A 15,920-nucleotide genomic window follows, 5' to 3' on the forward strand; every position below is an offset into this window, starting at 1 on the left:
CCGTCCGGGGGTTTTTTGTCCTTTCGTCCCGGGAGGGATTGTCTGTATTTCACCCCTCTCTCCCCCCCCCCCCCCCCCCATCCCCCCCCCCCCTCCCCCCCTTCCCCCCCCCCCCCCGCCGAGCGTCGCCGTCGTCCTCGACGGGAAGGGCGGACAGGGGACCTGTACACGGGCGATCCGCGGTGCGCACGTCCAGCGTGCCACTGCCATGGGCGAGTTCGGGCGTGCCACATGCACCGGCGCACTACCCCCCGTCGACCCCGAGGTGTCAAGCGAACGCCCACGATGTCAGCCGTCGTGAGCGCCGACGCCCGAGAGCCCGGACGGTGCCCGGTCCCAGGCGGGGATGCGATACGGCGGGATCCTTGTGCGGGGAGAGGTCCGGGGACGCTCTCCGGTGTGCGTCAGAGGTCGCACGTGGCGCCCATCCTGCACGCAACGCACATTGATCGTGCGTCCTTCTTGCGTCTCGCGCGCCGCTGACCCGTGGTGTTCCTCATCTGTCGTGGCCCTGCGTCTTTGCGGTCACCCACCACGTGGAGTGCGTCGCGATCCTGGAGCCCGCCGAGCAGCGCCGTATGCCACGCGACCCCCCGGGCATGCCCGGGGGGTCGCGTGGTGCGGGGTGGGTGGGGTCAGGAGAGGGTGTAGGTGGTCATCTGGTGGATGGCGTTGTCGAGCGAGAGGACGCCGCCGCCGAGGAGTTCGGCGGTGCGGTTGACGCCGAGGTGGTCGAAGTTGAGGGAGACGACGTCGTCGACGCCGTCGGCGTCGAGGTCGGCGGTGAGGTAGGTGCGGCCGCCCATGAGGGTGGCGCCGCCGCGGCTGGACTGGAAGGCGCCGTCGTAGGTGAGCTGGGACGGGTCGTACGCGACGACTCCGGCCTCGGTGCCGCCGATGACGAGCCTGCGCCCGGCGGGGCCGGTGGCGAAGGAGGCGGTGCGGAGGCTGGCGATCACGGAGGCGCGGGTGTCCTGGCCGTCGGCCGGGTAGCCGTAGATCGAGCCGAAGCTGACCGAGTACAGCGCGTCGTTCGCGTCGTCGACGAAGAAGTTGCCGTGGGACCACGGGCTTCCGGTGACCGTCTGGCGCAGGAGCTTCCCGGTGCGGCCGTCGCGGATCTCGACGATGACCCTCGGGGAGGCGGTGCTCAGGTCGCCGGCGACCGTGGGGTCCGCCATGACGATCCAGGTGTTGACGACGGCGTGACCGTCGGCGTACGGGATGGCCGGCGAGGCGAAGACTCCGTGGTCGAGGACGGCGCCGTGCAGCTTGCCGTCCGCGGCCCGGGCGGGGGCCTTCGGGTCGGCGTTCCACTCCACCGCGCCGGTGGCGCCGTCGAGGGCGACGCCGCCGACGACGGCGTCGCCGTCCCAGAAGGCGTTCTCGGTGGTGTACTGCGTGTACACCCGGCCGTCGCCGACGGAGGTGTCGGAGAAGACCACGTCGGTCCGGTCGGTGGGCGCCGTGTACGTCCACAGCAGCCTGCCGCGGGCGTCGTAGGCGCGCAGGGCGTCGGTGGGGACGAGGATCTCGGCCTTGCCGTCGCCGTTCACGTCGGCGACGGTGACCGAGCGGACGAAGGCGCCGGCGCCGTCGATGGTGGTCAGGACGTCGCCGTCGGTGCCGTCGAGGACGACCGTGGCGGAGTCCGCGGCGACGACGACCTCGGGCTTCCCGTCGCCGTTGACGTCACCGGTCGCGACCGCGCGCACGGTGCCGGGCACGGTGGCCCGCCACAGCTGCTTCGGCTCGGCGCCCTTGACCAGGGACGGGCCGGACCAGGCCCAGACGCCGCGGGAGGTGCCGCCGGCGACGACGTCCGGTCGCTTGTCGCCGTCCAGGTCGACGCTCTGGGCGTGGTTCAGTTCGCCGCGCAGCGGGGTGACGCTCTTCTCCTTGCCGTTGCCCAGACGGTAGGAGTGGATGTTCTGGGACTGGTCGACGACGCGCACGTAGTCGGCGTCGCCGGCGCGGTAGACCTGGTGGGCCATCGGCGAGGCGTCGAGCCCCTCGTGGCGCCAGACGGCCTTGCCCTTGGCGTTGAAGGCGGTCAGCGAACCGTAGAGCATGCCGGAGACGTTCTTCGCCGTGCCCATGTCCCGGTCGTCCTGGGCCGAGGCGATCAGCTTTCCGCCGACGGCGTCCAGACGCCAGGTGCTGGGGCCGCTCTTGTCGTTGTCGGCCCCGCGCTTGGTGGTGGCGGACCACGCGACCTCGGAGCCGTCCTCACCCTCGAGGACGCGGATGGTGCTGGCGTTCACGGCGTAGGCCGAGTCGAGCGTGGACTCGCTGACCGCGTACTCGGAACCGGGGGCGGCCGCCGTGTCGCCCACCGTCATGGCGGTGGGCACCGCGTTGATCCGGGTGTTCAGGACGGTCCGTCCGCCCTCCGACAGGTCGTAGGAGACGAGCGCGTAGGAGACCGCGTCGTTGACGTCGGTCTGTTCCAGGGCGACGAGCCGTCCCCGCTCGGCGTCCAGGCGGAGCTGCCGGCCGTAGAGCTCGCTGTCCGCCTTCCAGGCCACCGCGCCGTCGGCGGTGCCGAGGACGACGGTGGTGCCGTGCGCGGCGACGGTGGTGGTCCTGCGCAGGTTCCAGGAGACGGCGACCCTGCCGTCGCCGACCGCCTCGACGGCGCCCCAGGTCGCGGGCCGCGCCTCCCCGGTGTCGTACGTCCAGCTCGACGAGGGGGTCAGCACCCCGTCGGCGTAGCCGAAGCGGATGCCGCTGAGGGTGGCCGTCGCGGTCGCCGGGGCCCCGCCGTCGTTCAGGCGCGGGGCATCGGCGACGAGCAGGGTGCCGTCGACGATCTTGACCATGGAAGCGTATGCGTACAGCTTCGACCACAGGGTCCTGCCGGTCCTGCCGTCGAGGACCGTCACGAACGTGCCGGTGTACAGCGAGGAGCCCGGCGAGGTGAAGGCGCGGAACGGCACGCTGCCGACCGATGCCGAGAAGACGAGGTCGGGTGTGCCGTCACCGGTCAGGTCGCCGGTGTCGTAGCCCTGGTCCGAGGTGGGCGAGAACGGGCTGACGGCGTTGTAGCCCATCAGGATCCGCGCCGGGTAGGGCTCGGTCTGCCACGGCCGGACGTTCCTGACCTTCCAGTCCGCGTACAGGGAGGCGTTGGTCCGCGCCCACGTGGTGGAGCCGTCGGCCTCGTGCAGCTGGACGTTGCCGAGGCTGTGCACGGTGAAGTACCGGCCCTCGCCGGCGTCCGCGGTGGCGCCGACGCCGCGGACGCCCTCGAGTGTGGAGGTGGCGGTGAAGGTGACGGGGGTCGTGGAGTCGGCCCCGGTGGCCGCAGGGCCGCCGGACGTGCCGCCGGGGGACGTCCCGGCCGTGGACGTGTCCTCGTCGGTGGGTGCGTCGGACGACAGGTCGCCGTACACGTCGACGCCCATGTGCGTGCCGAGCCGCTCGGCCTCGGCGGTCGTCAGTTTCATCACCGAGGCGTCGTCCGCCGCCAGCGCGTGCGGTGCCGCCGTCAGCACCAGCCCCGCCGCGACCAGGGCGGAGGCGAGGCGCAGGGCCTGCCCGGAGGTGGGGGTGCTTCTCATCACTTGGCTCCCTGCGCGATGCGGATCGCCGAGCCGTCGGTGAGGACGGCCTGGTCGTAGCTGTACTGGAGGGCGTCGGTGCCGGTCTGGTTCTCGATGCCGACGGTCGCGCCGGCACCCTTCCCGGGCACGGACTTGTACTGGAAGATCACGTCGCCGGTCGCCTCGTCGAAGACCGCCTCGAAGGTGACCCGGCTCCGGTCGGACACGAGGGCGGCGTTGTTCCAGACGATCGCGAACCGGCGCTTGCCGGCCTTGCCCGTGGTGGCCGTCTGCACACTCGACCTGGCGTCGACGACGAGGTCGTCCCAGAACGGGGCGGCGATGCCGTCGGGCTTGTCGGCGCCGGGCAGCGCGGTGTTGGCGTAGTCGCCCAGACGGGGGCCCATGAAGGCGATGAGCCCGTTGGTGGTGACGGAGGCGCTGTCGTAGTCGACGCCGTACAGGCTGACCCAGAAGGGCAGCGAGAGGGTCCGAGCGTCCTCGTCACCGCTCAGGGCGACCTTGTCGGTCCCCTTGATCCAGGAGTACGCGACCGGGGCGCAGCTGTCGCCGAACGCGTCGGTGCGCTCCGGAAGCCGGATCGTGGTGGTCTCGTCGCCGTCGACGGTCAGGGACGAGGCGGCGACCCCGTTGCACAGCACGGGGGCACCGGGCGTCACCGTCAGGGTGTGGCCGCCCTCGGCGACCCGCGGCAGGGTGAACGTGCCGTCGGCGCGCGAGGTGACCGGCGCGACGGGGGTGCCCGTGACCTCGACGACGGCGTGGGCGAGCGGCTTCCCGGTGACGTCCAGGACGGTGCCGGTCACGGCGTGCTGCGGCACGGGGGTCAGTGCGACGTCCTGCGTCAGCTTCTGGCCGTCCGCCAGGGCGACGCCGGTCAGTGCGGTGTCTCGGTAGCCGTAGCCGGAGAACGCGAAGTCGTAGGAGCCGGGGAGCAGCGGCACACGGTAGGAGCCGTCCGATCCGGAGGTCACGGTACGGGTGCCGTTGGTGCCGGTGACCGCGACGGTGATGTCGGCGAGCGGCTTGCCGGTCGCCTCGTCGGTGATCCTGCCGGTCACGTCGGCCGCCTCCTGGGGGGCCTTGGAGACGGAGGCCAGGATGTCGAGCTTCCCCTCGCCCCACACGTTGTTGGCCTCCGCCGTGCCGCCGCAGTGCGTGTCGTCGACGTTGCGCGCGCCCTGGTTCAGCAGCTTCCGGGTGCCTTCGATGTCACCGATCAGCGCCGGCGCCGCCGACCACAGCAGGGCCACGGCCCCGGCGACGTGCGGCGTCGCCATCGACGTACCGTTGATGGTGTTGTACGACGAACCCGGCCAGGCGGAACGGACGTCGACGCCCGGGGCCGAGATGTTCGGCTTCATGGAGCCGTCGACGAGGGACGGGCCGAAGCCGGAGAAGGAGGCGATCCGGCCGGTGGCGTCGTAGGCGCCGACGCCGTACGCCGGAGCCTGCGCGCCCGGGGCCTCGGTGGTGGAGCACGTCGTGCCGTTGCCGGCGTTGCCCGCGGCGAACGCCTCGAAGATGCCGGCCGCGTTCCACGCCTCGACGATGTCCTGGTAGAACGTCGTCTTCCCGCCGCCCCACGAGTTGTTGACGATGTCGGGTGCGAGCTCGGGCCGCGGGTTCTGACCGTTGTGGTCGGTCGGAGCGAGGATCCACTGCCCGGCGGCGAGCAGGGAACCGTCCGAACAGGACCGCGACTCGCAGCCCTTCGCGGCTATCCACGTCGCGTTCGGGGCGACGCCGATGCCGTTCCTGCCCACCATGGTGCCCATCGTGTGGGTGCCGTGGCCGTTGTTGTCGCAGGGGACGCCGCCGTCACCGCACTGGCCGGACGGGTCGTACCAGTTGTAGTCGTGGGTGAAGGAGCCGTCGCCGTTGTTGCCCCGGTAGTTCGCGACCAGGTCCGGGTGGTCGTACTGGACTCCGGAATCGACGTTGGCGATGACGATTCCCTCGCCCCGGTCCGCGTACTGCGACCAGACCTGGTCGGCCTTGATGTCGGCGATGCCCCACTCCGGGGCGCCGTCCTCGGCCGCGGCCGTCTCGACCCCGCCGTCGGCGGCCTCGATCTCGTCCAGCTCGTAGTGCTGCTCCTTGACGACGCGTGCGACGTCGGCGCGCCGGGCGAGCTTCGCGACGAGGTCCGCGCCTCCCCGCACCTCGACGGTGTTGGCGATCCAGAAGTCCCGGTGCCCCACCTTCTCCTTGTCGAGGAAGGAGGCCAGCGATTTCTGGCTGTCGGCGGCGTGGGCGCGGAGCTTCGTGAACGCGGCCTTCGCCCTGGCGGCGTGTCCGCGCCCGGTCCGGGCCGCCGACAGGTCGGCCTGGTCCTTGAGGACGACGAAGAAGGTCGCCTCTCCGCCGTCCGCCACGGCGGCGGACAGGGCGGAGTCGACCGTGGCCGACGGGCCGGTCACGCGGGCCGCACCGGCCGGGAGGGAAGAGGCCGCCGCGGGCAGCGGCGCGGTGAGCAGAGCGGCCGCGGTGACCGCGGCCGCCGTCCACGCGGCGTATCTGCGCCGGGGGTGGGACAGGTGCATCGGGGGTGCTCCTCCGGGAAAACGACGGGGGAGCCCGGACGCTAGAGAGACACCGTTACTCGGGCATTACAGCGGTGGGGGCCTGGCCGGGCGGAGCCCGAGCGGACCGGAGCGGACCGGGGCCCCGCAGGGCGGACCGGACCGGGCGGTGCGGTGCGGAGTCGTCCCCGGCGGTACGGAGGAGGAGCGGAACGGACCGGAGCGGTGCCGGTGTGCGCGTCGGCGCCGGGTCGCCGCTACTCCCGCCCCGGCCCCGACGGAAGGGTCCGCGCCCAGGCCGCCCGGCGCGTCCCGGCGGGATAGGGCAGCTCCGTGGCCGACGACTCGGCACGTTCCAGCTCGCGGGCGCCCTCGGCCGTCCGGCCGAGCCGGGACAGGGCCGTGCCCAGGGCGATGCGCGCCTCCGTCTCCGCGAGGCGTTCGCCGGTGCGCCCGGCGCGGGCGACCTCGGCCCGGGCGAGGCCCAGGGCGGCCTCGGCCTTGCCCGAGAGGAGCCGGGCCCGCGCCACCAGCACCGGGGCGTCGCCGGCGTGGCCGTCCAGGGCACGCAGAGCGTCGTCCGGGCGGTGGGCGTACAAGGCGAGTTCGGCGCGCGCGGTGCGTACCTCGTGCTCGGCCTGCCGGTCCCCGAGCGCGTGGGCGATCACCTCGGCGCGGTCGACCAGCGCCTCGGCGCTCGCGGTCTCTCCCAGGAACCCCCGCACGCGGGCCATCGTCGCGAGGGCGTGCGGAAGGCACCAGGCGTCGTACGCCTCCGCGCCCGACACGGCCTGCTCGGCCATGACCCGGGCCTGCTCGGGCTCTTCGAGCAGCAGGCGCAGCTCCGCCAGGTTCGCCCGCTCGAACGCGGCGGAGATCGGATCACCCGACCGCTCGGCCAGGGCGAGCGCCCGGGTGCCGATCTCGACGGCCTCGCCGAGCCGGCCCGCCCGGCGGGCGTTCTCGCGCAGGGTGGACAGCACCGAGCCGAGCAGGGTCGGGTCCCCGTACGCCTCCGCCGGTGCCAGGGCCTGGTCGCCCGCCGCCCGCGCCTGGTCGAGCCGGCCGGCCAGGCCCAGGCTGGCGGCCTGGAGGGCGAAGGCACGGGCGGTCAGCCCCTGCCCGCGTGTTCCCGGCACGTCGCGCGCGGCGGCCAGGGCGTGCCGGGCGGCCTCGGCCCCCGCCGCGTACCGTCCCTGCACGCAGCGGACCACCGCCAGGGCGAGGAAGTGACCGGCGGCCGGTTCCGGCGCGGTGTCCACGGTCACGGGATGGGCGCGCAGGACCCGGCGGCCGGACCCGGCGGCCCGGGTCTTGGCGAGCGCCTCGGCGAGCAGCGCGGCGGCCAGGACCGCGTCGTCGTGGTCGCCGCGCCGTTCGAACTCGGCGAGGGCCAGCCGCAGCGCCTCCGCGGCCTCCTCGAAGTGGCCCATCCTGCGCAGCACGTGGCTGTGCGCGAGGCGCGCGCGGGCGGCGTCGACGTCGAGCCGGGCGACCAGGTCGCGGTAGTAGCGGTCGGCGGTGTCGTTGGCGTACAGGGCCGCCGCGCGTTCGGCGGCACGGCGCAGGTACGACGCGGCACGCGGGTCGTCCGCGCGGGCGAAATGCGAGGCGAGCGCGTCGACCGCGTCCGGGCGACGGCGCCGGACGGCCTGTGCGAAGGCGGCGTGCAGCCGGCGACGCCGGACCGCGGACAGCTGCTCGTAGCAGGTGATCCGGACGAGCGGGTGCCGGAAGGCCACGCCCGCCTCGGTCCGCCCGGCCACCACGACCTGTCGTTCGTCGACGAGCGAGGCGGCGATGGCCCGCTCCAGGGCGTCGGCGGCCGCGGCTCCGGAGACCGGCGGGTGGAGACCGTGTGCGGCCACGTCGAGCAACTCGGTCAGCGCCGCGTCCCCACCGGCGACGGAGAGCGCCTCCACGACACGGCGCGCGTCCGGGTCGAGCCGCAGGAGCCGGTCGGCCACCAGCTCGCGCACGCCGTCGGGGGCAACGTTGTCAGAGTCGTCGGTCATGCCGCGGGCGAGTTCCAGGGCGAAGAGCGGATTGCCGAGGGAGAGCTCCCACACCCGCTGGACCCGTTCGCCCCGCGGCCGGCCGTCGGCCGCGTCCCGCACGACCGCCAGGCACGCTTCCCGGTCGAGCCGCCCCAGCTCCTCGCGCGCGCAGAGGCGCTGCCGCAGCAGCGACGCCAGCACCGAGCGCCGCGGGTCGCCCTCGGGAAGCTCCTCCTCCCGGTACGTCACCAGGAACCGCAGCCCCCACCCCTGTTCGGCGGCACGCCGGGCCAGGTGGCCGAGCAGCTGGTACGAGCCGGTGTCGGCGGCGTGCAGGTCGTCGAGGACCACCAGCACCGGGCGCGTGGCGGCCAGGTCGCCGAGGAGCGCCGCGCTCGCCCGGAACAGGCGGTCCCGCTCCTCCTCCGGGCTGCGCTCGCCCTCCGCGCGGACGCGCCCCAGCGACGGCAGGAACGCGGCGAGCTCGGGGTACTCGGCGCCGGCGCGGGCGCGTGCCTCCGCCTTCCACTCGGCCAGCCAACCGTCCAGCGCCTCGGCGAACGCGCCGTACGGCGTGTGGCCCTCGGCGTCGTGTCCGCCGCCCCACAGCACGGCGGCGCCCGCGTGTGCGGCCCGCCGCCCCGCCTCGCGGGCCAGGGACGTCTTGCCGACGCCGGCCTCTCCGGTGAGCAGGGTGACCGGCGGTCCCCCTGCCGTGAGCAGTCGGGCGAGCTCCCCGTCGCGTCCCCGGAGCGGTGCCGCCGCCGGGGTGCGCAACGGCCCGGGAAGCGACGGCGGCGCGAGGGCGGGCGAGGGGGCGTCGGCGAGTGCGAGCCGGTGCAGGCGTTCCGTCTCGTGCCCGGGCCGTGCCCCCAGCTCCGCGCCGAGGGCCTCCCGGCACCGGTGGTACTGGCGCACCGCAGGCCGCCGCAGCCCGCGGCGCAGGAAGGACTCCATCAGGATCCGGTGCGCGTTCTCCTCGGCCGGGTCGGCCGCGAGCACCTGTTCGGCCGTGGCGGCCGCCTCCTGGTGCGCGTCCCCCGCGAGCTGGGCCGTGGCGAGTGCGAGCAGCACCCGCTTGCCGAGCCCGGTGAGCCGGTCACGGGGCGTCTCTGCCCAGGGCGCGTACCGGTCCTCCGGCAGCAGTTCGCCGGTGAAACGGCGTGCCGCCGCCGAGAGCGCCGTGATGCCCCCGGTGGCGAGCGCGCACGACGCGGTCTCCGCCGCGTGGTCCGCGTCGATCCACACGGTCCGCGGATCGAGCAGCAGCAGCGAGCCGTCGGACACCAGGTAGGAGGAGGCGGCGCGGGGGGCCAGCTCCGGTTCGAGAGCGTGGCGCGCGGCGTGCAGGGCCACCCTCAGGCTGCGCAGCGCGGCCTGCGGCTCGGCGTCCGGCCAGCAGACCTCCATCGCCTGCTCGCGGTGGAGCCGGTGCCCGGGCGCGACCGCCAGCAGCTTCACCAGGATCCGGGCACTCGGCCGCGACCAGCGCTCCTCCGGTGCCGGACCCGCGTCCCGAGTCACCCGGAAGCCGCCCAAAAGGTGCAGACGCAGCAGAGGGGCCGCACCCCTCCCGTCATCCGTCCGCCCTGTGTCCATGAGGGCGCCAGAGTAGCCGAGCGTCCTGAGGGACCTGGGCGCGCGTACGACGGGAGGCCCGGCGGCGTCCGGCGCCGCAGGTGGAGGAGAGGCTCAGCCCTTTCGGAGCCTCTTCCTGGGGATCTTCAAGTGGTCCGGTCCGTCAGCCAGTTGTCCCACGGTAACCTGCGGTGGTACGCGGAGATTCCGGGGGGAATGGCGGTGGTTGAGATGGTCGGTGCGGGTATGGGTAGGGGGCGTTGGGGCGGGGTGGGGGTCGGGTTGGTGGGGTTAGTGGGGGTGGGGGTCGGGGTGGCCGGGGAGGGGGAGCCCGGGGTGGTGGATGTGTGGGTGGGGGAGAGGGTGGGTGGGGCGGGCAGGGGAGTGGCGTGGGGGGTGGACTTTCTGGGGGAACCGGTGGGGGCGGTGGTGCTGGTGGTGGCGGCCGCGTTGGGGTTGCTGGTGATGCGGCGGGCTCGGGGGGTGGTGGTGCTCCTGGTGGGGGTGGGGGTGGCCGTGGGGGCGACGAAGGTGCTGAAGTCGGTGGTGGGGCGGACGATCCACGACGGGAGCCTGTCGTATCCGAGCGGGCACACGGCGTTCCTGACCGCGTTCGCGCTGGTGGTGGCGGTGTCGGTGGGGGCGCGGCCAGCGTGGGTGTGGGCGGCGGGGATCGTGGCCGGGGGAGTGATGGGGTGGGCGCAGGTGGTGCTGGACGCGCACTACCCGACCGACGTCGTGGGGGGCTGGTGCACCGCGATGGCGGTGGTGCCGGTGGTCGCGTGGGCGGTGGACCGGGTGGCGGGCCGTACGGAGGACGTCGGACGGGTGGCGCGGCGGTGAGGGGGCGTCAGGCGCGGCTGCGGAAGACGGGTTTGACGGGACGGCCGGAGAGCCACGGAGTGGGGTCGGTGGCGTCGAGGGCCTTGCGGTAGACGGCGCACGCTTCGGCGACGGCGTCGACGGTCCGGTCGATGTCGTCGTCGGTGAGGGCGCTGCTGACGACGAAGGACGGGGCGAGGACGCCGCCGGCGAGGAGGCGGCGGAGGAAGAGCGTGCGGTACTCCTGGGAGGGCCGGTGGTGCTCGTCGAGGGTGGCGAAGACGAGGTTGCTGGCCCGGCCGCGGACGATGACGTGGTCGTCGACGCCCATGGCGGCGGCGGCCTCGCGGATGCCGGCGGCGAGGCGTTCGCCGAGGTCGTGGAGGCGGGCGGTGATGCCCTCCTCGGTGTAGGTGGTGAGGACGGCCATGGCGGCGGCGAGGGAGTGGGTCTCGGCGCCGTGGGTGGTGGAGAGCAGGAACACGCGGTCGTCGGGGTGGCGCAGGCCGCCCCGCTCCATCAGCTCGCGGCGGCCGGCGAGGGCGGAGACGGCGAAGCCGTTGCCCAGGGCCTTGCCGAAGGTGGAGAGGTCGGGGGTGACGCCGTAGAGCCCCTGGGCCCCGGCTTCGGACCAGCGCAGACCGGTGATCATCTCGTCGAAGACGAGGACGCAGCCGTGGCGGTCGGCCAGCTCGCGGAGGCCGGCGAGGTAGCCGGCCGGCGGCTCGGTGTGGGTGGCGGGTTCGAGGATGAGGCAGGCGATCTCGCCCGGGTGGCGGTCGAGGAGCGCCTCGGTGGCGGCCAGGTCGCCGTACGGGAACGTCACCGTGAGCCGGTCGGTGTCGGTGGGGATGCCCGCGGACATCGGGGTGGTGGCGATGAACCAGTCGTCGACCGAGAAGAAGGGGTGGTCGGCGCAGAGGGCGACGCGGGTGCGGCCGGTGGCGGCGCGGGCGAGGCGGACGGCGGCGGTGGTGGCGTCGGAGCCGTTCTTGGCGAACTTCACCATCTCGGCGGTGGGCACCGTGGCCAGGAAGCGTTCGGCGGCGTCGAGTTCGACGACGGAGGGGCGGACGAAGTTGCTGCCGCGGTCGAGCTCCCGCCGGACGGCCTCGGTGACGCGCGGGTGGGCGTGGCCGAGGCTGACGGAGCGCAGGCCGGAGCCGTACTCGATGTAGCGGTTGCCGTCGAGGTCCCAGACGTGGGCGCCGCTGCCGTGGCTGATGACCGGGGCGAGGTGTTCGGGGTACTGGTCGTCGCCCTTGGCGTAGGTGTGCGCGCCGCCGGGGATCAGGGCGTGCAGGCGCTCGTTCGCCGCCCGCGAGCGGGGCAGTTCGAGCGGTGCGGCCGCGTCGCGCGGCGCGGTCTTCTCGGAGTACTCGGTGCTCACGCCCGCCTCAGTTCTCTCGGTGCTTCAGGACCTCGGCGAGGCTGGGCGCCTGCCGGTCCCGCGGGGACATCGATGTGACGGGAAGGGGCCAGGGGATGGCGAGTTCCGGGTCGTCGAAGGCGATCGTCACGTCCTCGGAGGGGTCGTGCGGGCGGTCGATCCGGTAGGAGACGTCGGCGGTGTCGGTGAGGGCCTGGAAGCCGTGCGCGCAGCCCGCGGGGACGTACAGGGTCGCCTGGGTCGCGTCGGACAGTTCGAAGAAGGCCCGGTTGCGGAAGGTCGGGGAGTCGGCCCGCAGGTCCACGACGACGTCGAAGACCCGCCCGTACGAGCACCGCACGAGTTTGGCCTCGCCGGCCCCGGAGCGCAGGTGCATGCCGCGCAGGACGCCGCCGACCGAGCGGGACAGGCTGTCCTGGACGAAGGCGTCCGGGTCGAGGCCCACCGAGCGGACGACGTCGGCGTCGAAGGTGCGGGAGAAGAAGCCGCGCTCGTCGGCGTACGGCGTGGGCTCGAACAGGTACGCGCCGGCGATGGCCGGCACTTCGGTCGCTTTCATGGAGCCTTCCGCGGGGTGGTGGCGTGGTGGTTCGTGGGGAACAGGGCCGCCGTCAGGGCGGTGAAGTGGTCCGCGAGACGGCGGGTGGCGGCGGCGTTCCGCTCGGCGAGGGTCCGCCGCAGTTCAGGGGCGTGCTTCTCCAGCGCCCGGAACTGGTCGAGGAGGCGGTCGGGGTCGACCTCGCGGGCCGGATGGCAGTACGCGTCGAGGCCCATGCCGGTCATGAGCGCGTCGCTCTTGGCCGCGTAGCTGACCGCGAGCGTCGGGGTGCCGGCCTTCAGGGCGCAGACCAGGTTGTGGTACCGGGTGGCGACGACGGCGTCGGCGGCGGCCGCCTCGCGCGTCAGGTCGGCGAGCGAGGCCGCCTCGGCGGCGCTCACCAGCGGCGAGTCGACCGCCCGGAGGATCGCGGCGACGACGGGTTCGTCGCACGCGTCGCCGGTGAGCAGCCGGACGGGCCTGCCCTCCTCGACGAGGGCGCGGACGAACCGGGTCGTGCCGTCGAGGTAGCGCCGGTGGATCTCCTCGGCGCGGGCGCGGTCGTCGTTGCCGCCGTGGAAGTCCATGACGCCGACGCAGACCCGCCCCGGAACGGCGCCGGGCGGGCCCGGCGGAGGTGCCGGCAGCGCGAACGCGAGGTCGGGGTGGACCTCGTCGCGCGCGGTGTCCACGCCCATCGCCCGCATGGCGTCGCGGGAGAGGTCGTCCCGGTAGGAGCGGTGGGCGGCCAGCCGGGCCGACCAGCGCACCAGGGTCCGGGTCGCCCGGTCGCCGACCGGGCCGGCGCCGACGCCGACGAGCGCGACGCGGGTGCCGAGCAGCCGGCCGGTGGCGCAGAGCAGGAACAGGGAGTACGGGAATCCCCACGGCCGCAGGGGCAGCGTGGCCTCCAGGACGCCCATGCCCGGGACGATCACCACGTCGTGCCGGCGCACCCAGGCGGCGGTGCGGACGACGTCGACGAGCTTGCCCAGGCCCTTGCCCGCGACGGCGCCGGCGCGCGAGGCGGTGCGGTACTCGCCGCGGTACCAGTGAAGCCGGGTCGCGGGAATCCCGAACCGGGCCGTGACGGCCTCGGGCCCCCCGCACAGCGCGTCGACCCGGGCGTCCGGGTGGTCCTCCCGGAGGTAGCCGAGCACGGCCTCCAGCGAGCCGTCGTTGCCGAGGTTGCCGGAGCCCAGCAGGCCGAACACCCCGACGCGCGGCGGCGTCCGGCGCGGGCCGGTCACGTCCGCCTCCCCTCGCGGCCGGCGACGAGGGCGTCGACGGAGAAGTCGAGCCGGCCCGGGTCGACCGGGGCGCGGTCCTCGACCCGCTCGCCGGCGCTGCCCGGCCTGGCCCGGCTGGTCGCCCAGTCGCGCAGGTGCCGGTAGCAGGCGCGCCGGTCCGCGGGGGACAGCGGCGCCCGCCGGATCGCCGCGACGAACCCCCAGACGTACTCGGCGAGCAGCCGCGGCGTCGGGTGGAGCAGCCCCGCCCGGCGCGGGTCGAGGTTGACGCAGCGGGAGCGCTTGGAGGGGTTCGCCCGCTCGGCGCGGGTGGGGTGGTCGCGCCGGAAGTACAGCAGCTCGGGCACCTGGTGGAAGGGCCCGTTGAGGCCGATCTCGGCGACGAAGGTGCGGTCGGCGTGGTGGTAGCTGTCGTGCGGCTTCACCCGGCGCAGCACGTCGGCCCGGATCACGCCGTAGAAGTCGTCGCCGCCGGGCTCGAACAGCATGCTGCGGAAGCGCTCCGGAGCGCTGGGGGAGCCGGTGGCGAGCCCGTACGCGTAGGGGACCTTCACCTGGCCGTCGCCGTCGATGACCGCCTGGTCGGCGTGGGCGAGGATCACCTCCGGCCGCTCGTCCAGCGCCTCGACGCAGCGCCGCAGCAGGTCGCGGGCGTACAGGTCGTCGTGCGAGGCCCACTTGAACAGCTCGCCGCGGCACTGGGTGAACACGTAGTTGTGGTTGGGGGCGGCGCCGATGTTCCGGGGCAGCCGGAGGTAGCGGATGCGCGTGTCCCGGGCGGCGTACCGGCGGCAGATGTCCTGGGTCCCGTCGGTCGAGGCGTTGTCGGTGATGACCAGCTCGTAGTCCTCGTAGGTCTGGCCGAGCAGCGCGTCGAGGGACTCGGCCAGGTACTCCTCGCCGTTGTACACGGGCAGGCCGATGCTCAGCCGGGGTTGGGCGGTCATGACGTCCTCACTTCGGGAAGGGTGTGCTTGTGGTGCTCGCGCAGGGCGGAGCGCAGCTCCAGCCACCACACGGCCGAGCTGCCGACGGTGGCGGCGGCGACGCCCCAGGCCGAGCCGGCGGTGCCGGCGACCACCGCGCCGCCCAGACCGCCGCCGACGTAGCAGGCGGAGGCGAAGAGCTGGCAGCGCAGGCTGCGCCGGGCGGCGCCGAGCGCGCGCAGCCCGGCCGCGGCGCCGGTGCCGAGGCTGGCGCCCGCGACACCGAGGGTGGCCGGCACGATGAGCTGCGCGGCGGCGTGCCAGACGTCGCCGAGGACGAACGCGCCGAGCCGGTCGGGCACCAGGAGCAGCGCCCCGCCCCAGAGCAGCGCGGCGGCGGCCTGACCGCCGCCCAGCAGCAGGCAGAACGAGCCCAGCCGGTGCGAGGCCTGCCGCAGGACCCGGGCCGCCTCCGCGACCGTGACCAGCGACAGGCCCATCAGGACGGCGAGGAAGGGGCCGAGGAGCAGTTCGGCGCCCCGGATCGCGCCGACCGCGCCGATGCCGACGATCGCGCCGAGCCCGTACGCCCGCAGCTGGCTCGCGCCGCTGAGGCCGACGTTCTCGACGAGGTACCGGTAGCCGAGGTCGCGCTGCTCGCGGAGCCAGCCGCGGGCCCCGGTGACCAGCGGCCGGATGCCGGACTGGAGCAGGCCGTACGCCGCGGCCACCGCGGCCGACCCGCCCCAGGCCAGCACGAAGGCGGCCACGGTGCCCGCGTGGGCCGCCGCCACCATGGCCGGGACGAGCGCGACGCCCCACACGACGTCGTTGAGGAACGCCTTGCGTCCGTCGCCGGCGGCGAAGAACGCGAACCGCCAGGCGTCCTGGAGCAGCAGCGCCGGCAGCACCACGCCCAGGACGGCGAACGCGGGACCGACGTCGCCGCCGATGCCGAGCCCGATCGCCAGGCAGACGACGCCGAGGACGGCGCCGACGCCGAGGGCGGTGCCCGAGGACCGGGCCACCGCCCCCCGCCAGGACGTCTCCGGCACGCCGCTGAAGCGCACCACGAGCGGGTCGGTGGCCAGCCCGCGGGAGACGTTCAGCACGACGCCGTACGTCACCCAGGCCAGGCCGAACGCGCCGAACGCGGCAGGTCCCAGCGAGCGCGCCACGTAGATGCCCACCGCGAAGTTGGTCATGCTGGAGGCCGCCTGGTCGGCCAGTCCCCAGGACAGCCGGCCGACCATGGCCCGCTTGGCGGACCGTGCGGGCGTCCCGGCCGGGGCCTCCGCCGGCGTCGCCCTCTCCTCCTCGGTGGTCAT

General features: G+C 74.5%; 9 protein-coding genes. 1 reads left to right on the top strand and 8 read right to left on the bottom strand.

Translation table 11 applies throughout. The features are described 5' to 3' along the window. Window positions 1-635 precede the first annotated feature (635 nt). From ACZ60W_RS26370 to ACZ60W_RS26380, 3 genes are all read right to left on the bottom strand, one after another. Window positions 636-3,563, bottom strand: coding sequence for an FG-GAP repeat domain-containing protein (locus tag ACZ60W_RS26370; RefSeq protein ID WP_469757852.1), 2,928 nt, complete (start codon window positions 3,561-3,563; stop codon window positions 636-638). Beyond that, a complete protein-coding gene (locus ACZ60W_RS26375) occupies window positions 3,563-6,112 on the bottom strand; it encodes a S8 family serine peptidase (protein ID WP_469757853.1) in 2,550 nt (849 codons plus the stop codon). The genes ACZ60W_RS26370 and ACZ60W_RS26375 overlap by 1 nt, the downstream gene beginning before the upstream one ends. A gap of 236 nt (window positions 6,113-6,348) precedes the next feature. Continuing rightward, entirely contained in the window at window positions 6,349-9,612 is a 3,264-nt protein-coding gene (locus ACZ60W_RS26380; protein WP_469757854.1) for an ATP-binding protein, read from the bottom strand. Between the two features lie 450 nt (window positions 9,613-10,062). On the opposite strand from ACZ60W_RS26380, the gene ACZ60W_RS26385 reads away from it, so the two are divergent. Then, window positions 10,063-10,509 (top strand): phosphatase PAP2 family protein, encoded by a 447-nt coding sequence (locus tag ACZ60W_RS26385; protein ID WP_469757855.1) that lies wholly within the window; start codon window positions 10,063-10,065, stop codon window positions 10,507-10,509. 7 nt (window positions 10,510-10,516) lie between these two features. Here the strand turns inward: ACZ60W_RS26385 and ACZ60W_RS26390 are convergent, their stop codons facing one another. Genes ACZ60W_RS26390 through ACZ60W_RS26410 form a run of 5 tightly spaced genes read right to left on the bottom strand, consistent with a single transcriptional unit; the run spans window position 10,517 to window position 15,920 of the window. Beyond that, complete coding sequence (locus ACZ60W_RS26390) at window positions 10,517-11,878, bottom strand: glutamate-1-semialdehyde 2,1-aminomutase (RefSeq protein ID WP_469757856.1); 1,362 nt, start codon at window positions 11,876-11,878, stop codon at window positions 10,517-10,519. A gap of 7 nt (window positions 11,879-11,885) precedes the next feature. Next, entirely contained in the window at window positions 11,886-12,437 is a 552-nt protein-coding gene (rfbC, locus tag ACZ60W_RS26395; protein WP_469757857.1) for a dTDP-4-dehydrorhamnose 3,5-epimerase, read from the bottom strand. After that, window positions 12,434-13,666 carry a polysaccharide pyruvyl transferase family protein gene (locus ACZ60W_RS26400; protein WP_469757858.1) on the bottom strand — a complete coding sequence of 411 codons (1,233 nt, stop codon included), beginning with the start codon at window positions 13,664-13,666 and terminating at the stop codon, window positions 12,434-12,436. Before ACZ60W_RS26400 ends, rfbC begins: the two co-directional genes overlap by 4 nt. Then, window positions 13,663-14,613 (bottom strand): glycosyltransferase family 2 protein, encoded by a 951-nt coding sequence (locus ACZ60W_RS26405; protein WP_469757859.1) that lies wholly within the window; start codon window positions 14,611-14,613, stop codon window positions 13,663-13,665. The genes ACZ60W_RS26400 and ACZ60W_RS26405 overlap by 4 nt, the downstream gene beginning before the upstream one ends. Continuing rightward, window positions 14,610-15,920 carry a hypothetical protein gene (locus ACZ60W_RS26410; protein WP_469757860.1) on the bottom strand — a complete coding sequence of 437 codons (1,311 nt, stop codon included), beginning with the start codon at window positions 15,918-15,920 and terminating at the stop codon, window positions 14,610-14,612. Before ACZ60W_RS26410 ends, ACZ60W_RS26405 begins: the two co-directional genes overlap by 4 nt.

The organism is Streptomyces sp. NPDC104202, assembly GCF_055584185.1.

Bases quoted from the DNA above. Each gene is read 5' to 3' on its own strand.
- ACZ60W_RS26370 (WP_469757852.1), bottom strand. From the start codon at position 3,563: ATGAGAAGCACCCCCACCTCCGGGCAGGCCCTGCGCCTCGCCTCCGCC.
- rfbC (WP_469757857.1), bottom strand. From the start codon at position 12,437: ATGAAAGCGACCGAAGTGCCGGCCATCGCCGGCGCGTACCTGTTCGAG.
- ACZ60W_RS26410 (WP_469757860.1), bottom strand. From the start codon at position 15,920: ATGACCACCGAGGAGGAGAGGGCGACGCCGGCGGAGGCCCCGGCCGGG.
- ACZ60W_RS26405 (WP_469757859.1), bottom strand. From the start codon at position 14,613: ATGACCGCCCAACCCCGGCTGAGCATCGGCCTGCCCGTGTACAACGGC.
- ACZ60W_RS26375 (WP_469757853.1), bottom strand. From the start codon at position 6,112: ATGCACCTGTCCCACCCCCGGCGCAGATACGCCGCGTGGACGGCGGCC.